The following is an 18,459-nucleotide window of genomic DNA, read 5'->3' on the forward strand; positions in this document are numbered from 1 at the left end:
GCGAAACCGCCGTTGCCTGGCCAGGCGCCCCGCCTTGCGGGCGCCGCGGGCCTGCGGCGCTAGGCATCGATGACCATCTCGCGGTTGTCGCGGGTGATGATCTCCCGCGCGAAGATGGTGGCGCCCAGGTGCCCCTCGACCAGGCTGGCCAGCTCGTCGACGGCGGCCTCCAGGTCGGCGGCGCGCGTCGGGTCGACCGACTCGATGATGAGGAACGCCTTGGCCGTCTCGTCGGTCAGCGCCGTGCGCTCGCCGTCGCGCCAGTTCCAGCAGCGGCAGATGGCGCCCGCGTCGTCGCGGTAGCACAGCTCGCCGGCGAGCGTGGGGGCGTCCTCGTCCTCGCCGAGCGGGCGGAAGGCGTCGCCGCCCTCGGTGACGCCCAGGCGGATGTCGCCGGCCATCGCGTCGATGTCTTCGCCGCCGACGGGCAGCGCATAGGCGAGCGACACGGCGTTGTAGGCGTCCACCGACGGCGTGATGGAGCCGACGGGATTGCCCTTCAGCACGCGCTTGAGCAGGTTCTCCACCGAGCAGCGCACCCCCTTCTTCGTCTTGAACCGCTGGTAGGCGTCGCGCCAGACGGCTACCGCCTCGTTCTGCGAGATGGTGTTGGACGTGAGGTGCGCATCGGCCGCGGCGTTGGCCTCGGCCAGGCGGCGGGCGAGGGCGCGGGCGTCCTCCTCGGGCACCGCGGCGGTCGGGCGCATCCCATGCGCGACGACGACGCCGATGCGCGCGTCGGGGAACAGCTCCCAGAACGACTCCTCGGTCACGAATCTCTTCATGGCTCCTCCTTCGGTCGGGCGCCGGCATGGCGACACGGCGCGGGCGTGCCGGCCGCCGTCCCCGCTGCGTTGGCGCGCCCTCGCGCGGTTCCGCCTTCGCGGCGCAACAAAAAAGCACCCACCTGATGAGCATCTTCAAAGGCCTAACGATGCGCATCAAATGAGTGCTTGGGGCCTACCCGGCGGCAGGCTATGTCTACGGCCGCGTACTATAGCATGCGCCGCGCCGCCGCGCAACGGCGTCGGGCGCAGCACGCGGGAGCGGCGGTGCGGTGCGTGCCGGGTGGGGCGGCGCGTGGGCGCCGCGCGCGGCGTTCGACCGGCGGGGCGTCCTGGCGGGCACGGCGGCATGTCGCGCCTGCGCCGACAGCCTGCGGTGCGGCACGTGCCGCGGCGCGGCGAGATATGTGCGCCGTGCGTCGGCAAGGCGGTATGCCGCATCCGCGCCGACGGTCTATGGCGCGGGGCGAGAAGTTCGCGGGCGCCGCGAACGGGGAGTGTGGGGGAGGGCGCGGCTGCGACAGGCGGCGCATGGTTGCGGCGGGCCCCGCACGGAGGTGGGGGCGGGATCGGCAGCCGCCTATCGCGCCGCGGATGCGCCGAAAGTGCGATTTGGTGCAGGGCTGGGCCGCCTTGGCCGGCTGGGCGCCTTCGACTTGGATGCGCGACCTGGCGAGGCGCCCGCGCATGCGACCATGCGCGCCCGGCCTGTCGTCTCCCGTGGGGCCTTCTATGCACCAAATCGTAATTCTCGCGTATTCGGGATGCGCCGGCTGGCGTCGCGCCGCCGCGCGACGGTGCTGTCGGACACCTTTGCCGACCACGATGGCAAGATAGCGAGGTTTGGCATACTGTGTCGGGTTTCGGCGTGAGGCCCTCCGTAGGGCCATTCGCGAAAGGCCTGGTGAACATTGTTCTCGGCGAGGGTTAGTCTTTGCGCCGGCGGCTGTTCGGGCGAAAAACCCGCGATTCGGCGCCCGTGACTATGCCAAACCTCGCTATCTTGCCATCAGGCGGGCTAAAAGTGTCCACGGTCATCGCGGCGGCGCCTCGCCGAGCGCCCGATCCAAACGCCCGCGCTCCTGCCTCCTGGCAGCTGCGACCCCTCTTCCCGATGCGCCCCCCGCGGGCGCCCGCGTCCCCGCCTCCTGCTGCGTCCCCCGCGAGCCCCTGCGTCTCCGCCTCCTGCTGCGTCCCCCGCGAGCCCCTGCGTCTCCGCCTCCTGCTGGTCTCCGCGCGCCCGCGGCTCTACCCCGCCGGCGCGCACCCCTGCCGCATCCCGGCGCTCTCACCGCGCTCCCCGCCTCGTCGGTGCGCGGCCCCGTCGCATCCCGGCGCTCTCGCCGGGCACGCCTCGCCGCGCACCGCGCCGCCGCACAACGGCGCGCATCGCGAGGCCGCCCTACCCGAACGCGCGAAATTGTCTTATGATAATCCGAGAAACGGTGGCGGCGCGAGCGAGAGGGGAGGGGAGCGTGTTCGGCGAGCTGGTGGTGGGCTACCTGTTCCTCGGCGGCGCGGGCGCCGGCGGGTGCCTCACGTGCGCCCTGCTGGGGCTGCTGGCCGATCGCGAGGCGCTCGCCCCGGCGCTGGCGGCGCGCTTCCGGACGGGCGCGGGCCGACGCTGGACGCGGCTGCTCGCCCCGGCGCTCACCCTGTCGGTCGGGTGCCTGGTGCTGGGCATCGTGTGCCTGGCGGCCGACCTGGGGCGGCCCGACCGGCTGCTCTTGCTGATGGTGTCGGCCACGCCCTCCTACATCTCGTTCGGCGCGTGGGCGCTCGTCGCCTGCACGCTGCTGGGCGTGGCGCTCGCCGCCGTGTGGCGCGGCGCCGTGGCCGCCCGCGCGGGCGCGCTGGCGGCCCTCGAGGCGCTCACGGCGGCAGCGGCCCTCGCCACGGCCGCCTACACGGGGCTCCTGCTGGCGTCGATGCCCTCGGTGCCGCTGTGGTGCACCCCCTGGCTGCCGGTGCTGTTCACGCTGTCGGCGGCCTCCTGCGGCATCGCGCTCGTGATGGCCGCGGCGTGGGTGTCGGGCGCGGCGACCGACTTCGGCGCGGTGCTCGCCCGGCTCGCGCTGGCCGACGCGGCGCTCATCGCGCTGGAGGCCGTCGCCGCCGCGGGGGCCCTGCTGTCGGCGTGGGCGTCATCGGGCGCGCCGGCCGCCGACCTGGCCGCCGGCCTGCTCGCGGGCGCGGGCGTGCTGCCCGATGCCGCCGGCGCCGCCGCCACGCCCACGGCCGCCGCGGCCCGCGCCTCGGTGCTCACCCTGACGGCCGGCCCCGACGCCTGGCTGTTCTGGGGCGGCTTCGGCCTCGCGGGGCTCGCGGCGCCCCTGGCCCTTGACCTGGTCCTCTACGGCGACGGCCGCCGCCTCGCCCGGCGGGCCGCCCGCGCCGCCGCGCCCCGTGCCCCCGCGGCCGTGCCCCGCACCCCGGCGTCGGCGCCCCCGCTTTCCCCATCCGCCCGCGCCCTGACGGCCATGGCCGCCGCGGCCTGCGTGCTCGTCGGCGGCCTGCTGCTGCGCGTCCTCGTCGTGGGCGCCGGCTTGCACCCGCTGATCGGCGCCGTCCTGTAAGATGCCAACCGCCTGAAGAGAGAGGTCGTGCCCATGTTCCCCTTCGAGATAGACGAGTCCAGCGACGTGCCCCTGTGGGTGCAGCTGCGCCAGCGCATCGCGTACCTCATCAACTCGGGGTACTTCAAGCCGGGCGAGAAGCTGCCCACCGTGCGCGGCCTGGCCTCGGAGATATCCATCAACTACAACACCGTCAACAAGGCCTACCTGAGCCTGGTGTCCGACGGCTACCTGGAATCCACGCGCGGCCGCGGCGTGTTCGTGCGCGATGTGGCGGCCGACCTGGGCGAGGACCAGGCGGGGCGCGTGCGCGGGGTGCTGGACGACTGCATCGTCGCCTGCCGCGAGATGGGCATGGGACTCGACGAGATCGACCAGGCCATGTCGCGGCGTATCAAGCGAATCAAGTACGACGAGGCCCAGGTCGCGGGCACGACGCCCGGCGGCCGCATCCTCGACTTCGACCGCACCCGCGACGACGCGGGCGCCCAGGGAGCGTGAGGCAGATGGCGTTCGGGAGAAGGCGGGCCGCCCAGGCCCAGGTGGCGATGGCGGACGGCGGTGCGACGCCCGCGGCCGCGCAGGCCCGCGGCGGGCGCGGCCGCCTGCGCGTGGCGCCCGACCCGGTGACCGAGGTCATCGGCGAGCGCGCCTCCAACGGCGGCGTGCTCCTGTTCTCGGTCGTGCTGTTCGCCCTGGCCTTCGCCGCGGTGCTGGCGGCGGGCACGGCCGCGACGGGCGGCGTCGGCCCGGCGACGGTGGCGCTCGCCGTGCTGCTGGCGGCGCTGGCCGTGTCGGCCTGCCACATCGCCCAGCAGTGGGAGCGCGTGGTGGTGCTGCGCCTCGGCAAGTTCAACCGCGTGTCGGGCCCGGGCCTGTTCTGGACATGGCCGGTCATCGAGTCGAACACCATGCGCGTCGACACCCGCACGCGCGTGACCAGCTTCGGCGCCGAGGAGACGCTCACCGCCGACCTCGTGCCCCTCGACGTGAACGCCGTGCTCTTCTGGCACGTGTGGGACGCGCGCGCCGCCTGCACCGAGGTGGGCGACTTCACGCGCGCCGTCGAGCTGGCGGCCCAGACGGCCCTGCGCGACGCCATCGGCCGCGCCGGCGCCGCCGAGGTGGCCATCCGCCGCGAGCAGCTCGACCGCGAGCTCAAGCGCGTGCTGGAGGAGAAGGTGGCCGCCTGGGGCGTGACCATCCTGTCGGTGGAGGTGCGCGACATCCTCGTGCCGCCCGAGCTGCAGGAGGTGATGTCGCTCGAGGCCCAGGCCGAGCAGCGCAAGAAGGCCCGCATCATCCTCATGGAGGCCGAGCAGGACATCGCCGAGCTCATGGAGGAGATGGGCGACTTCTACGCCGCCAACGACGCCGCCCTGCGCCTGCGCGCCATGCACCTGCTCTACGAGTCGGTCCGCGAGACCGGCGGCACCATCGTCGTCCCCAGCTCCTTCAGCGAGGGCTTCGGCGACGTGCTGCCCGACACCCTGAGGGAGACCCTGGGGAGGTAGGGCGCCCGCCGTGCGCGCCCGCGCGCCCGGCAACCCCGCGCCCCGCGGGAACGCTCCCGTAAATTGTCATATGACTATCTTGATTGTCCTATGACAGATCGCTATAGTGAAGCCAATGGAATTTGGCCAATTCTATCGAGGGGAGGGCCCGATCGGGGCGCTCCCGCAAAGGGGATATCCGGTAGATTTGGAGATCGGGGGAGTTCTGGGGATCCGAGGCGGGAGCCGCCTGCGGCGGCGCGCGCCATCCGAGTCTAAGCGAGGGGATATCCTGACGCACCTTTGACCGAGGAGGAGAGATGTCAGGAACCACCAGCTCGCACGGCGGGCTCACCCGCCGCGCCTTTCTCAAGACCGCCGGGGGGGGGCAGCTCTTAGCCTAGCCGGCGCAGCCGCGCTCTCCGTCGGAAGCGGCCTGGAGCTGGCCGCCGCCGACGCGCCCGCCGCCACGGCGGGCGAGGAATGCTACCTGAGCGCCTGCAAGGGCAACTGCGGGAGCCGCTGCCCCCAGCAGGTGGTCGTGCGCGAGGGCAAGGTGGTCCGCGTGGCCGCCGCCCGCATGGAGGAGCGCGACGACGCGAACTACCGGCGCATCTGCGTCAAGGGCTACGCCCAGCCCCAGCGCCTCTACGACCCCGACCGCGTGAAGTACCCGATGCGCCGCGTCGAGGGCACCGAGCGCGGCGCCGGCCAGTGGGAGCGCGTCAGCTGGGACGAGGCGCTCGACGAGGTCGCTGCCAAGATGCGGGCCGCGGTCGACGAGTACGGCTGGCCGTCGGTGGCCCTGTGGAACTCCTACGCCAGCTGCGGCGTCCTCAACGGCAGCGGCGCGGGGTCGGTGGCCTACGGCCGCTTCCTCTCCCGCACCGGCGCCACCATCTTGGGGCCGGGCGCCGACTGGGCGCAGATGTTCTTCGCCTACGCGCTCACCCTGTTCATGGGCAACGACATCGCCGACACGCCCAACGCCAACACCATCCTGGTCTGGGGCTCCAACCCCACCGACGCCTACCCGGCCGACTGGCAGTTCGTCTGCCGCGCCCGCGAGAAGGGCGCCAAGCTCATCACCATCGACCCGCAGTTCACGTCCGCGGCCATGCACTCCGACCGCTACTTCGCCATCCGCCCCGGCACCGACGGCGCCCTCATGCTGGCCATGGCCAACTACATCATCGACAACGACCTCGTGAACGAGGAGTTCATGAAGGCCCGCACGGTGTCGCCCCTGCTCGTCAAGGGCGACGGCACCTACCTGCGGGCGAGCGACCTGGGCATCACGCCCCAGGAGGGCCCGGTCAACCCGCTCACCGGGCAGCCCACGGTCATCGACCCGCTCCAGGTGTGGGACGCCGCCGCGGGCGCCTTCGCCGACGCCGCCACCGCGGCCGATCCGGCGCTCATGGGCGACTACGACGCGATGGGCCAGCCGGTGCAGACGGTCTACCAGCTCGTGCGCGGCAAGATCGGCGAGTTCACCGTCGACAAGGCCGCCGACATCTGCGACCTCTTGCCCGACGACATCGAGTGGCTGGCGCGCACCTACGCCACCGAGGGCCCCGTCTACATCCACACCAACCAGGGCCTCGGCCACCACGCCAACTCGCACCACAACTACAAGAACCTCATGTTCATCGCGGCCCTCACCGGCAACGCGGGCGTCCCCGGCGGCACGCCGCTCGGCCACGCCGCCCTGGGCTTCGGCTCCTTCCCCACCAACCCGCTGCCCTTCGTGGCGGGCACGGAGAAGAGCCTCGACATCTGCGGCATGTACCTGCCCGACATCATGGAGACGGGGAAGTGGGCCGGCAAGGACCTGCCCATCCGGGTGCTGTGGGTCAACAACGGCAATCCCCTGTGCAACGAGTCGGGGCGCCTCGAGCTCATCGAGGCGGTGAAGAAGGTCGACTTCGTGGTGACGGCCGACATCACCATGACCGACACCGCCTGCTACTCGGACCTCGTGCTGCCCATCCCGCACGTGTTCGAGTCCGAGGACTTCATGACCATGAGCTTCACGCCCTACCCGCCCTTCCAGCGCAAGATCGTCGACCCGCTCTACGAGTGCCGCACCGACCTGGAGATCCTCCGCGACCTGTCCCGCCGCCTGGGCATGGACGACCTCTACACGAAGACCGACGAGGAGTACCTCCGCGAGATCATGGACACCCCGGCCAACCTCGCCCACGACGCCGGCTACGACGCCTTCAAGGACAATAGGCTCGTGCGCAACTACACCATCAACGACGACGAGGTGTTCATCGACAAGTTCGCCCTCACGAAGACGCAGCGCCTCGAGTACTACCTGGAGCGCCCCTTCGTGCGCAACAACTTCGGCCAGGAGGTGGCGGAATACGAGCGCTACCCCTACTACACCCGCGCCAACGAGTCCTACTGGGAGAACCCCTTGCGCGAGAAGTACCCGCTCTTCGGCCTGGGGCAGCACGAGCGCTACCACGTCCACTCCCAGCTGGCCACCACGCCGGTCATGCGCGAGATCGAGCCCGAGCCGCTGCTGCGCATGAACGCCCGGGACGCCGCCGAGCGCGGCATCGCCCAGGGCGACTACGTCCGCGCGTTCAACGACCGCGGGTCAGTGGTGCTCAAGGCGAAGGTGACCGAGGGCATCAAGCAGGGCGTCGTCTCCATCCCGCACGGGTGGAACGCCTCGCAGTACGTGGAGGGCCACGCCCAGGACCTGACGAACCGCTACATGAACGACTTCTGCTCGAACAGCTGCTTCTACGACTTCCTCTGCGAAGTCGAGAAGTGGGAAGGGGGTGAGTAGCGATGACGCGCTACGGCATGGCGATCGACGTCAGGCGCTGCATGGGCTGCAATGCGTGCACGGTGGCGTGCAAGGTGGCCAACGACGTCCCTGAGGGCGTCTTCTGGACCCGCGTCCTGACGAGGGGAGGGGACGCCCCCGACGCGCCCGCGGGCGAGAACCCCGCCGTCTCCATGAGCTACTACACCCTGGGCTGCCAGCACTGCGAGAACCCGGCCTGCGTCAAGGTGTGCCCGGTCGGCGCCACCTATCGCGACGAGGCGACGGGGATCGTGCGCCAGGACTACGACAAGTGCATCGGCTGCCGCATGTGCATGTCGGCGTGCCCCTACACCGGCGTGCGCTCCTTCAACTGGGAGGAGCCCGGCTACGCGATGGACTTCGCCCTCGGCGACGCGGACATCGCCCCGCACCAGAAGCACGTGGTGGAGAAGTGTACGTTCTGCTACCAGCGCATCGCCCGCGGCGAGACGCCGGCGTGCATGGACCTGTGCCCGGCGCGCGCCCGCTTCTGGGGCGACCTGGACGACCCGGAATCCGAGGTGAGCCAGGCCATCAAGGGCCGCGAGTACCAGCACCTGCTCCCCGAGCAGGGCACCAGCCCGTCCGTCTACTACCTGGTGTAACCGTCCCGTCGCGCGCCGCGCGAGGCGGCGCGCCTTCTCCGAAGGAGGAGAACGCTATGACTGACAACGCTGCGGCCGTGGCCGCCAAGCCGCCTGCCGCCAAGGGCGGAAGCCGGGGACTGAACGTCGCCATCGGCGCGTGTGCCGTGCTGGCGGTGCTCGGCATCGTGCTGTGGGTGGTGCAGCTCTCGGGTGGCATGATCCAGACCGCCATGAGGAACCTGGACTCCTGGGGCCTCTACATCACCCTGTTCATGTTCTTCGTCGGGCTCTCCGCCGGCGGCCTCATCATCAGCTCCGTCCCCAAGGCCTTCGGGATCCGCGGCTTCGGCGGGATCTCGAAGGTGGCCGTCATGAGCTCCATCGCGGCGACCGTGGCCGCCATCGCCTTCGTCGTGGTCGACCTCGGCCAGCCGGTGCGCATGTGGGAGCTCTTCGCCTACTCCAACCTGGGCTCGCCGCTGATGTGGGACATCATCGTGCTCATGACCTACCTCATCCTGTCCTGCGTCTACCTCTGGGCCCAGGTGCGGAACGAGCGGGGCAAGGTCTCGCACACGGCGCTTCGCGTCATCAGCGTGGTGGCGCTCGTCTGCGCCGTGCTCGTGCACTCCGTCACCGCCTGGATCTTCGGGCTCCAGCAGTCCCACGAGATGTGGCACACGGCGTTGCTCGGCCCGTGGTTCGTGTCCTCGGCGCTCGTGTGCGGCACCGGGCTCGTGCTCGTCATCGCCATCGCGCTCTCCAAGGCGGGCTACCTGTCCGTCGAGCGCGCCAACCTGGTCAAGCTCGCTAAGCTCCTGGGCGCCTTCCTCATGGTCGACCTGTACTTCTTCGGCTGCGACCTCCTGACCGAGGCCTTCCCGGCCGCGGGCGGCGTGGCCATCGTCGAGATGCTCACGTCCGGCCCGCTCGCGCCCTTCTTCTGGGGCGAGATCGTCCTGTCGGTGGCCGCGGCCGTCATCTGCTTCGTGCCGAGCCTGCGCACCAACCCGCTGATGGCGCTCGCCGGCGTGGCCGCCATCCTGGCCATCCTCTGCAAGCGCGTGCAGCTCTTGGTGGGCGGCTTCCAGGTGCCCAACATCGAGTGGCCCGCCATCATGACGCCGTCGACCATCACCAACTGGCAGGGCAACCTCGAGCAGGCCTACGCGGGCCTCGTGTACTGGCCGACCCCGCTGGAGTTCGGCGTGGCCCTCGGCGTCATCGCGCTCGCCGTCGGCATCTTCCTGCTCGGCATCAAGATGCTGCCGCTCAAGCCGGCCCCCGGCGAGGACTAGCCCCTTCCGCCCCGGCCCGGGCGGCGTCGCACGTGTCCGACGCCGCCCCGGCCCCTCAGCCCGCCGGGCCGCGCCCCCTCCCGCGCGGCCCGGCGCCTCCTTTCTCTAGTAAAAATTGTCATATGACTATCTTGATTGTCATATGACAGCAAGGTATAGTGGCGCGTAGAGAATTTGGCCGATTCTTAACAGGGTGCGATCCTCGCACCGGCCGGGGCCGCGCGGGGCGCGGACGGGCCGGCGGGGCTCGCGCAAGGAGGGGGATATCCTGTGAGTTTTGGCTTGGGCCCGGTGGGGGAGGGCCCGTCGCGCGCCGAGGGGGACTTGGCGCCGCGCTGGGAAACCCGCCAGCTGCCCAAGGGGGATATCCCGACACGTCCCTCAAAGGAGGAGTAAATGTCGGGAACTGCTAGCCCGCTCGGCGGGCTCACGCGTCGGAGCTTCCTCAAGACGACCGCCGTCGCCGGAGCCGCCACCGTGGCGGTCGGCGCCGCGGCGCCGACGGTCGCGCTCGCGGAGGGCGCCGCGCCGGTGACTGCCGGCAGCGCCGAGGAGCAGGTCTACCGGGGCGTCTGCCGCCCCAACTGCTTCGGCTTCTGCCACCTGAACGTGCACGTGCACGACGGCAAGGTGATGAAGACCACCCGCGCGCCGTACAACGAGAGCTGCTACGACCGCATCTGCCAGCGCGGACTGTCCCACGTCCAGCGCATCTACGATCCCCAGCGCCTGCAGTACCCCATGCGCCGTGCCGAGGGCACCGAGCGCGGGGCCGGGCAGTGGGAGCGCGTCACCTGGGACGAGGCCCTCGACGAGATCGCGGGCAAGATCAAGGAGATCCAGGGCAAGTACGGCGAGTCGGCCGTCGCGTTCCTGACGGCCTCGGGCAACCAGGCCGCCGGCATCACGAGCGCCTACAGCCGCCTGATCGCCCTGCTCAACGCCAGCAACATCGGCCCGTGCCTGGACATGGGCAGCTACTACGGCATGGCCGCGGTGGCCGGCAACTACGTGAGCCCCCTCATGGGCATGATGATGTGGAACGGCAACGAGCCCACCGACGCGGTCAACGCCAAGACCATCGTCGTGTGGGGCGCCAACATCACCGACGCCCAGATCCAGAACTGGCACCTCATCAAGGAGGCGAAGCAGGCCGGCGTCAAGCTGGTGGTCATCGACCCCATCTTCACCCAGATCGCCAGTCAGGCCGACAAGTGGATCCCCATCCGCCCCGCCACCGACACGCTGCTCAAGCTGGCGCTCATGCGCCTGGTCATCGAGCGCGGCGCCCATGACGTGGCCTACCTCCAGCAGCACACCGTCGCGCCCTACCTGGTGCGCTCCGATACCGGCAAGTTCCTGCGCCGCTCCGACACCGGCGTGGCCCCCACGGCCACGGGCCAGGTGGACGCCACCACCGGCCAGGAGATCATGCTCGACCCGGTGATGGTGCTCGTCGACGGCGCCATCGTCCCCGAGACCGAGGCCGCCGCGCCCGCCATCGAGGGCACCTGCGACTTCGAGGGCGTCGAGTGCCGCACGGCCTTTGACCTGCTGGTCGACAACATCATGGAGCACACCGTCGAGGAGGTCTCCGAGCTCACCGAGATCCCCGTCGCCGACATCGAGGAGCTCGCCGACATCGTCATCGACGGCCCGGTCTACCACTACGAGGGCTACGGCCCGCAGGCCTACAACAACGGCGGCCAGACCACCGTGGCCGGCCTCACCCTGTGCGCGCTGCTCGGCAACCTCGGCAAGCCCGGCGCCTCCTACGGCGCGTTCTGGGGCATCGGCCTCATCACCAACATAGCCGCCGCCCAGTACACGGCCCCTAAGGGCCCGTCCACCGGCTTCAACATCGCCAGCGTCGACCTCAAGAACGTCGTGGAGCAGAAGAAGTTCCAGGGCAAGGACGCCGACATCAAGATGCTGTGGATGTACTCGGCCAACCCGCTCAACACCCACACCGACACCCACGCCTGGACCGACGTCATCATCCCCGCCATGGACTACGTGGTGACGGCCGACTCCGCGCTCACCGACACGGCCATGTACTCCGACATGGTGCTGCCCGTGGCCCAGTGGTTCGAGCTGGAGGAGGTGGCCAACGCCGGCCAGTGCTCGTCCTACAACTACAACGAGAAGGCCATCGAGCCGCTCTACGAGTCCAAGGCCGACCCGGACATCATCCGCGAGCTGGCCGGGAAGCTCGGCCTGGGCGAGTTCTTCACCCAGTCCACCTCCGAGGTGCTCGACAGCCTGTTCAGCGGCCCCATCGCCACGGCCGTGGGCGCCAGCATGGACAACCTGCGCGACAAGAAGCAGGTGCGCTTCATCCCCGGCGACGCCGAGAAGAAGCCCTACATCGCCTACGAGAACGGCGCGTTCGCCACGCCCACCGGCCGCTTCGAGTTCTACCGCGAGACGCCGGTGCCGCGCACGCCCACCACGAAGACCCCGACGGCCGAGCAGGTGGCGGCCGAGCGGCTGCCCCACTTCGAGCCGCCGCTGGAGGCCTGGCCGGAGAACCCGCTCTACGAGAAGTACCCGCTCGTGCTCATGAGCGAGCGCCCGCGCTACCGCGTGCACTCCCAGTGGTTCTCGACCCCGCTGCTGCGCGAGATCGACCCCGAGCCCATCGTGAAGATCAACCCGGCCGACGCCAAGGCCCGCGGCATCGCCGACCAGAGCTACATCGAGGCCTACAACGACCGCGGCACCGCCGTGGCCAAGGCCATCTACTCCGAGGCCATCCGCCCCGGCACGCTCGTGTACCCCAAGGGCTGGCAGCTCAGCCAGCACAAGGGCGGCGGCTGGTCCAACCTGAGCTCCACGGAGTTCGACGTGTGGATCGTCAACAACAACTTCATGGACGTGCTCTGCGAGATTCGCCCGTGGGACGGAAAGGATAGATAATGACGCACTACGGATTCGTCATCGACAGCAAGTCCTGCATCTCGTGCCACTCGTGCGCGGTGGCCTGCAAGGTCGAGAACAACCTGCCCGACTCCATCTGGTGGAACCGCATCCTCACCGACGGCGGTCCCAACATGGACACCCCGGCGGGCACCTACCCCAACCTCACCATCCGCAACATCCCCATGGGATGCCAGCACTGCGAGAACCCGGCCTGCGTGAAGGTGTGCCCCGTGGGCGCCACCTACCAGGATCCGGAGACCGGCGTCGTGCGCCAGGACTACGACAAGTGCATCGGCTGCCGCATGTGCATGAGCGCCTGCCCCTACACGGGTGTTCGCTCCTTCAACTGGGAGGAGCCCCAGTACGCCATCGGCCAGCCCATGGGCTCGCTCGACATCCCGCAGCATCAGAAGCAGGTGGTGGAGAAGTGCACGATGTGCTGGCACCGCCTGGCCCAGGGCGAGAAGCCGGCCTGCATCGAGCCGTGCCCGGCGCGCATCCGCTTCTGGGGCGACTTCGACGACCCCTCGAGCGAGGTGAGCCAGCTCATCCGCGAGCGCGAGTACATGCAGCTGCTCCCCGAGCAGGGCACCCGCCCCTCCGTGTACTACCTGGTGTAACCGTCCCGCCGCGCGCCGCGTGAGGCGGCGCGCCTCCTTCGAAGGAGAATGCTATGACTGATAACACTGCGGCCGTGGCCGCGAAGGCCCCCGCTGCCAAGGGCGGCGGCAAGGGCCTCACCATCGCCATCGGCGCGTGCGCCGTGCTGGCGGTGCTCGGCATCATCCTGTGGGTGGTGCAGCTCTCCGGCGGCATGGTTCAGACCGCCATGCGCAACCTGGACAGCTGGGGCCTCTACATCACGATGTTCATGTTCTTCGTCGGGCTCTCCGCCGGCGGCCTCATCATCTCGTCGGTGCCCAAGGCCTTCGGGATCAAGGGCTTCGGCGGCATCTCCAAGATCGCCGTCATGACGTCGATCGCCTGCACCGTGGGCGCCATCGCCTTCGTCGTGGTCGACCTCGGCCAGCCGGTGCGCCTGTGGGAGCTGTTCGCGTACTCCAACCTGGGCTCGCCCCTCATGTGGGACATCATCGTGCTGGGCACCTACCTGATCCTGTCCTGCGTCTACCTCTGGGCCATGCTCCAGCATGAGAGGGGCAAGGTGTCCGCCACGGCCCTGCGCGTGATCTCCGTCATCGCGCTCGTGGTGGCCGTGCTCGTCCACACCGTGACCGCCTGGATCTTCGGCCTGCAGCAGTCCCACGAGATGTGGCACACGGCGCTGCTCGGCCCGTGGTTCGTGTCCTCGGCGCTCGTGTGCGGCACCGGCCTAGTCATGGTGGTGGCCCTGGCGCTGCGCGCGACCGGCTACCTCAAGCTCGACCAGGCCTACCTGGTGAAGCTCGCCAAGCTCCTGGGCGCCTTCCTCTTGGTTGACCTGTACTTCTTCGGCTGCGACCTGCTCACCGAGGCCTTCCCGGCTGCGGGTGGCGTGGCCATCGTCGAGATGCTCACGTCCGGCCCGCTCGCGCCCTTCTTCTGGGGCGAGATCGTCCTGTCGGTGCTGGCCGCCGTCATCTGCTTCGTGCCGAGTCTGCGCACCAACCCGCTGATGGCGCTCGCCGGCGTGGCCGCCATCCTGGCCATCCTCTGCAAGCGCGTGCAGCTGCTCGTCGGCGGCTTCCAGGTGCCCAACATCGAGTGGCCCGCCATCATGACGCCGTCGACCATCACCAACTGGCAGGGCAACCTCGAGCAGGCCTACCAGGGCATGGTCTACTGGCCCGCGCCCATCGAGTTCGGCGTGACCCTCGGCGTGCTGGGGCTCGTGGCGCTCATCTTCCTGCTCGGCATCAAGATGCTGCCGCTCAAGCCGGCTCCCGGCGAGGACGAGTAGGCTCGTCCTCCCTCCCGCGCGGCGCGCCGGCAATCCCTCCGCCGGCGCGCCGCCGCTTCCCGTTCGTCCCCTGAGGAGGAGGTCTCAGCCCATGGTGAAGAAGCTCGCCATCACACTGGCCGTGATGCTCGCGCTCGGGGCGCTCGTGGTGGGTGCCGGCGCGCTCGCGCGGCCCGGCCAGGCGCCGCTGCCCGTGCCCATCGAGGAGTCGTCGCCCTGCCCGGCCACCGGCTGCGCCAGCGGCTCGTGCCACGGCTTCGACGACGTGCCCGAGCCCGACGGCGTCCACGAGATGACCTGCCCCGAGGCGGGCTGCGCCAGCGTCGAGTGCCACGCCTGGGACACGCTCACCTCCCGCTACCACCAGGCGAGCGACGCGAGCCTCAACCTGTGGATCCTCATGCCCGTGGCCGTCGTCATCGCGCTCGTGCTCGTCGTCCGGAAGGTGAGGTGACGCCATGTCCCGCAAGCTCGTCATCGACGCCGTCGCGCTCATCGCCTACGTCGTCGTGTCCCTGCCCTCGCTCACGGGCGTGGCGCCCCACGAGTGGCTGGGCCTGGCCGTGTTCCTCGTGCTGGCCGTTCACCTCGCCCAGCACCTGGGCCAGGTGGCCTCCTCGGCCCGCCGCGCCGGATCGCCCGGCCCGGCCCGGGCGGCCCGCGCCGGGAGGACGGTGCTCGCGTGCCTCCTGGCCGTGGCGCTCGCCGTCGTGATGGTGTCGGGGCTCATGGTGTCGGGGGCCGTGCTGCCGGCGCTCGGGCTCTACGCCGAGGGCTACTACTTCTGGAACCCGCTGCACGCCGTGTCGGCGAAGGTGCTGCTCGCCCTGCTGCTCGTCCACGTGTTCATCAACGCGCGGGCGGCCTGGGGCCTGTGGCGCCAGGGCCGCAAGACGCCCCGCGGCTAGCGCGTCCGCGCGGCGCGGCTGTGGCCCGCGCGCATCCCTCCCTCGCTGGCGAGGCCCCCGACCGGGGGCCTCGTCGCGTTTTCGCGCGGGGCATTCGCGTGCGTTCCCTTCCCCGCAGCCCCCCCTCCGCGTGCCCCCCTCTCTCCCTTCTCCGCACCCCCCCCCCTCCGCGTGCCCCCTCTCTCTCCCTTTTCCGCATCCCATCCTCCTGCGTGCAGGTTTTTCGCGCAAAATGGCCGAAAACGACGGTTTGACGACGCTCCGCGCGCCAAGCCGAGCCGCCGCCCCGCCAAAACCCCAGGTCGCGCTTCGCCAAGCTGACCGCCGAGCCTCGGATTCCCTCGGTTTCCCTCCGAATCCGGCTCCTATTTGTCGTCAAACCGTCGTTTCGGGCCATTTTGCGCGCCAATTCTGCGCAAAGGGGTATGCGTGGGGGAAACGCGTGGCTTGCGGCGCCGTGACGGCCCCGTGCCAACGGCCGCCCCGCCGCGTCGCGCGGCCCGCGCCGCCCGTATCCTGGCGGGAGGCGGGCCGGAGCCACCTGTGAGGCCGCCCGGGAGGGCCCGCCCGCGGCCCGGGCGCGTGAGAGGAAGGGAGGGGCCATGGAGTCGCTTCTCAACGTCATCCGCTCCAACATGCTCGTCCAGGCGGTCGTGTTCATCGTGCTGGGGCTGTTCGTCCTTCTGTGGCCGGGGGTCACCATCACCACCGTCATCTACCTGTTCGGGGCGTTCTTCGCCATCTCGGGCATCGCGTCGCTCGTCAGCTACCAGCGCGCGGCGTCCCCGGCGCACCACAGCCCGGCCGTGCTCACCAGCGGCGTGTTCATGCTGGTGCTGGCGCTCATCGTGTTTCTGTTCCCCGAGGCCATCGCCAGCATCTTCTCGCTGCTGCTGGGCATCGTGCTGGCGCTCTGCGGCGTCGTGAGCGCGGTGCGGTCCTGGGAGCTGCGGCCGCTCGGCGGCTACACCTGGGTGGTCGGCCTGGTGGTGAGCGTCGCCGTGGCGATCGGCGGCGTCGTCATCATCGCCAACCCCTTCGAGACCACGCTCATGTTCATCTACGTGCTGGGCGGCCTCATGGTGCTCAACGGCGCGGGCGATCTGCTCATCGAGCTGGCGGCCCGCCGCGAGCAGCGCGAGCTGCGCGCCCGCCGCTAGCCCGCGACGCGCCGTCCGCGTGCGGGGGGGGCGCCGACGCTTCGCGTCCCGTCCCGCCGGGCGCCGCGCCGGCAGGCCGCCCTGCGCGGCGCTCTGCGAGGCGCCCCCGTCCCGCGCGCCCGCCGCCAGCCCGCGACGCCCCGCGCGCCGCCGCCGTGTTTCCGCTCGGCTAAATCTTTCCTCGCTTTTCCCCGGGAGCCCGCGTGCGCGGGCTCCTTTGCTATCATGGCTGGCACACGAGGGCCCGCTCCCGCCCACGGCGCGCCGCGCGGCCAGGCTCGTTAAAGCACCAAGCAGGAAAGGAAAAGCGATGTCTGAAGAGAACAGCAATCTTGCCGAGATCCAGAAGCATCGTGAGCAGATCGACGCCATCGATCGCGAGCTCGTCGCGCTCCTCAACAAGCGCGCGGGCCATTCGCTGGTCATCCGCGGTCTGAAGCCCGGTGCGCACCTGGGCCTCTACGACGCGCGCCGCGAGGAGGAGATATTCGCCAAGGTGGACGGCTATAACGAGGGTCCCCTCTACAACGAGAACCTGCGCGAGATCTACGCCACCATCCTCAAGGTCATGAAGGAGACGCCGTCCGTATGAGCGAAGTGAAGATTGCCCCCATCCCCGATCTCGGCCAGCGCACGGACGAGATCACCATCTACGCCGGGCCCTGCTCGGTGGAGTCCCCCGAGCAGTTCGACGAGGTGGCCGCCTGCATCAAGGGCCTCGGCCTCTCCTGGATCCGCGGCGGCGCGTTCAAGCCGCGCACCAACCCGCACTCCTTCCAGGGCCTCGGCGAGGAGGCGCTGCGCATCATGCGCGACGCCGGCCAGAAGTACGGTCTGAAGACGCTCACCGAGGTCATGGACTCGGCCCACTGCCAGCTGGTGGCCGACTACGTGGACGGCCTGCAGGTGGGCGCCCGCAACTTCCAGAACTTCAGCCTACTGAAGAAGATCGGCCAGGTGACGGCCGACACGCACCAGATGGTGCTGTACAAGCGCGGCTTCGCCGGCACCATCGCCGAGTGGCTGGCTGCCACCGACTACATCACCGACTGCGGCAACGACAACGTGGTGCTATGCGAGCGCGGCATCCGCACCTTCGAGACGGCGACGCGCTTCACGCTCGACATCGCGGCGGTGCCCGTCATCCACAAGCAGTCGCTGTACCCGGTGTGCATCGACGTGTCGCACCCGGCCGGCCAGCGCGACCTGGTGCCGAGCCTGGCCTACGCGGCCGTGGCGGCCGGCGCCGACTCGCTCATGATCGAGGTGCATCCCAATCCGCCGGCGGCCCTGTCCGATGGCCCCCAGCAGCTCACCCCCGCCCAGTTCGAGCAGCTCGTCGGCGAGCTGCGCGACGTGGCGGCGGTGTTCGGCAAGAAGATCGTCTAGCGCCAACTGCGCGAGCCGCGCCCGCGCGCCCGCGTCTGGCGCCCGCCACGCAAGCCGCGCCCGCGCGCAGAGCCGCGCAAGCCGCGAGAAGCCCACCTGAGGCCCCGCCCGCACCTGCCGGCGGGGCCTCGGCTTACGCGGCCTGCTCGGCGGCGGGATCCTCGTTGGCGCCGAGGTCCTCGGGGACGGTCTGCTCCTCGAACTCGGTCTGGGCGTCGCGCTCGGCCTGGCCGGGGGTGAACCAGTCGCCGGCGGCGGCGAAGGCTGCGCACAGGAGCGCGACGGCCACGACGGCGATGACGCCCCAGATGAGCCCGGGGTGCCGCCGCGTCGAGCCCTTGGGGCCGTCCGCGTCCACCTCGAACTCCTGCATCGCGGGCAGCTCCGGGTCGGCGGCCGACGACTCCAGCACCACCGGCTGGTCGTTGGCCAGCACGTCGCGTCCGTGGGCGCGCGCCGACGCGCGCAGCGCCTCCTCGTCGACGCGGGGCACCGGCCGGGCGGCCTTTTTCCTCGTCATGGCGTCTCCTCTCGACGGATGGTTTGCCCTATTGTGCTCCGGCACGCCGCGCGGCGGGGCCCGGCGCGCCTCCTGTCACGCGGCCGCCGCCCGT

The 18,459-nt window shown here is 70.5% G+C and carries 16 protein-coding genes; 14 read left to right on the forward strand and 2 right to left on the reverse strand.

From position 1 onward, the window contains the following. Window positions 1-59 precede the first annotated feature (59 nt). Window positions 60-785, reverse strand: coding sequence for a B3/B4 domain-containing protein (locus tag LPT13_RS08710; RefSeq protein WP_242165693.1), 726 nt, complete (start codon window positions 783-785; stop codon window positions 60-62). A 1,475-nt stretch (window positions 786-2,260) separates the two neighbouring features. Here LPT13_RS08710 and nrfD (LPT13_RS08715) point away from each other — a divergent pair. The 14 genes from nrfD (LPT13_RS08715) to aroF all read left to right on the forward strand — a co-directional run bounded on the left by nrfD (LPT13_RS08715) (window position 2,261) and on the right by aroF (window position 17,845). Next, window positions 2,261-3,361, forward strand: coding sequence for an NrfD/PsrC family molybdoenzyme membrane anchor subunit (gene nrfD / locus LPT13_RS08715; RefSeq protein WP_242165695.1), 1,101 nt, complete (start codon window positions 2,261-2,263; stop codon window positions 3,359-3,361). 33 nt (window positions 3,362-3,394) lie between these two features. Beyond that, on the forward strand, window positions 3,395-3,862 hold the full coding sequence (locus tag LPT13_RS08720) for a GntR family transcriptional regulator (protein ID WP_242166214.1): 468 nt from the start codon (window positions 3,395-3,397) through the stop codon (window positions 3,860-3,862). Between the two features lie 5 nt (window positions 3,863-3,867). Next, entirely contained in the window at window positions 3,868-4,875 is a 1,008-nt protein-coding gene (locus LPT13_RS08725; RefSeq protein ID WP_242165698.1) for a slipin family protein, read from the forward strand. Between the two features lie 520 nt (window positions 4,876-5,395). Continuing rightward, a complete protein-coding gene (locus LPT13_RS08730; protein ID WP_242165699.1) occupies window positions 5,396-7,660 on the forward strand; it encodes a molybdopterin-containing oxidoreductase family protein in 2,265 nt (754 codons plus the stop codon). 2 nt (window positions 7,661-7,662) lie between these two features. Further along, window positions 7,663-8,286 carry a 4Fe-4S dicluster domain-containing protein gene (locus tag LPT13_RS08735; protein ID WP_242165701.1) on the forward strand — a complete coding sequence of 208 codons (624 nt, stop codon included), beginning with the start codon at window positions 7,663-7,665 and terminating at the stop codon, window positions 8,284-8,286. Window positions 8,287-8,342: 56 nt separating this feature from the next. Continuing rightward, entirely contained in the window at window positions 8,343-9,566 is a 1,224-nt protein-coding gene (gene nrfD, locus LPT13_RS08740; protein WP_242165703.1) for an NrfD/PsrC family molybdoenzyme membrane anchor subunit, read from the forward strand. 396 nt (window positions 9,567-9,962) lie between these two features. Then, the gene (locus LPT13_RS08745) at window positions 9,963-12,485 is read left to right on the forward strand and encodes a molybdopterin-containing oxidoreductase family protein (protein ID WP_242165705.1); all 2,523 of its coding nucleotides are present in this window, start codon (window positions 9,963-9,965) and stop codon (window positions 12,483-12,485) included. After that, the gene (locus LPT13_RS08750) at window positions 12,485-13,108 is read left to right on the forward strand and encodes a 4Fe-4S dicluster domain-containing protein (RefSeq protein ID WP_242165707.1); all 624 of its coding nucleotides are present in this window, start codon (window positions 12,485-12,487) and stop codon (window positions 13,106-13,108) included. The genes LPT13_RS08745 and LPT13_RS08750 overlap by 1 nt, the downstream gene beginning before the upstream one ends. Before the next feature lie 53 nt (window positions 13,109-13,161). Next, a complete protein-coding gene (gene nrfD, locus LPT13_RS08755) occupies window positions 13,162-14,388 on the forward strand; it encodes an NrfD/PsrC family molybdoenzyme membrane anchor subunit (protein WP_242165709.1) in 1,227 nt (408 codons plus the stop codon). A 91-nt stretch (window positions 14,389-14,479) separates the two neighbouring features. Further along, entirely contained in the window at window positions 14,480-14,842 is a 363-nt protein-coding gene (locus LPT13_RS08760) for a hypothetical protein (protein ID WP_242165711.1), read from the forward strand. 4 nt (window positions 14,843-14,846) lie between these two features. Further along, window positions 14,847-15,296, forward strand: coding sequence for a DUF4405 domain-containing protein (locus LPT13_RS08765; protein ID WP_242165712.1), 450 nt, complete (start codon window positions 14,847-14,849; stop codon window positions 15,294-15,296). Window positions 15,297-15,898: 602 nt separating this feature from the next. Beyond that, the gene (locus LPT13_RS08770) at window positions 15,899-16,456 is read left to right on the forward strand and encodes an HdeD family acid-resistance protein (RefSeq protein WP_242165714.1); all 558 of its coding nucleotides are present in this window, start codon (window positions 15,899-15,901) and stop codon (window positions 16,454-16,456) included. A gap of 310 nt (window positions 16,457-16,766) precedes the next feature. Continuing rightward, window positions 16,767-17,048: a chorismate mutase gene (locus tag LPT13_RS08775; protein WP_242165716.1), complete on the forward strand. Its 282-nt coding sequence runs from the start codon at window positions 16,767-16,769 to the stop codon at window positions 17,046-17,048. After that, window positions 17,045-17,845 (forward strand): 3-deoxy-7-phosphoheptulonate synthase, encoded by an 801-nt coding sequence (aroF, locus tag LPT13_RS08780; RefSeq protein WP_242165719.1) that lies wholly within the window; start codon window positions 17,045-17,047, stop codon window positions 17,843-17,845. The genes LPT13_RS08775 and aroF overlap by 4 nt, the downstream gene beginning before the upstream one ends. Window positions 17,846-17,978: 133 nt before the next feature. Here aroF and LPT13_RS08785 read toward each other — a convergent pair whose 3' ends face one another. Next, window positions 17,979-18,365: a hypothetical protein gene (locus tag LPT13_RS08785; RefSeq protein ID WP_242165721.1), complete on the reverse strand. Its 387-nt coding sequence runs from the start codon at window positions 18,363-18,365 to the stop codon at window positions 17,979-17,981. Window positions 18,366-18,459 lie beyond the last annotated feature (94 nt).

This window comes from Adlercreutzia faecimuris (assembly GCF_022669055.1).
GTDB classification, from domain to species: domain Bacteria; phylum Actinomycetota; class Coriobacteriia; order Coriobacteriales; family Eggerthellaceae; genus Enterorhabdus; species Enterorhabdus faecimuris.

Bases quoted from the DNA above. Each gene is read 5' to 3' on its own strand.
- LPT13_RS08710 (WP_242165693.1), bottom strand. From the start codon at position 785: ATGAAGAGATTCGTGACCGAGGAGTCGTTCTGGGAGCTGTTCCCCGAC.
- LPT13_RS08720 (WP_242166214.1), top strand. From the start codon at position 3,395: ATGTTCCCCTTCGAGATAGACGAGTCCAGCGACGTGCCCCTGTGGGTG.
- LPT13_RS08725 (WP_242165698.1), top strand. From the start codon at position 3,868: ATGGCGTTCGGGAGAAGGCGGGCCGCCCAGGCCCAGGTGGCGATGGCG.
- LPT13_RS08735 (WP_242165701.1), top strand. From the start codon at position 7,663: ATGACGCGCTACGGCATGGCGATCGACGTCAGGCGCTGCATGGGCTGC.
- nrfD (WP_242165703.1), top strand. From the start codon at position 8,343: ATGACTGACAACGCTGCGGCCGTGGCCGCCAAGCCGCCTGCCGCCAAG.
- LPT13_RS08745 (WP_242165705.1), top strand. From the start codon at position 9,963: ATGTCGGGAACTGCTAGCCCGCTCGGCGGGCTCACGCGTCGGAGCTTC.
- LPT13_RS08750 (WP_242165707.1), top strand. From the start codon at position 12,485: ATGACGCACTACGGATTCGTCATCGACAGCAAGTCCTGCATCTCGTGC.
- nrfD (WP_242165709.1), top strand. From the start codon at position 13,162: ATGACTGATAACACTGCGGCCGTGGCCGCGAAGGCCCCCGCTGCCAAG.
- LPT13_RS08760 (WP_242165711.1), top strand. From the start codon at position 14,480: ATGGTGAAGAAGCTCGCCATCACACTGGCCGTGATGCTCGCGCTCGGG.
- LPT13_RS08765 (WP_242165712.1), top strand. From the start codon at position 14,847: ATGTCCCGCAAGCTCGTCATCGACGCCGTCGCGCTCATCGCCTACGTC.
- LPT13_RS08770 (WP_242165714.1), top strand. From the start codon at position 15,899: ATGGAGTCGCTTCTCAACGTCATCCGCTCCAACATGCTCGTCCAGGCG.
- LPT13_RS08775 (WP_242165716.1), top strand. From the start codon at position 16,767: ATGTCTGAAGAGAACAGCAATCTTGCCGAGATCCAGAAGCATCGTGAG.
- aroF (WP_242165719.1), top strand. From the start codon at position 17,045: ATGAGCGAAGTGAAGATTGCCCCCATCCCCGATCTCGGCCAGCGCACG.
- LPT13_RS08785 (WP_242165721.1), bottom strand. From the start codon at position 18,365: ATGACGAGGAAAAAGGCCGCCCGGCCGGTGCCCCGCGTCGACGAGGAG.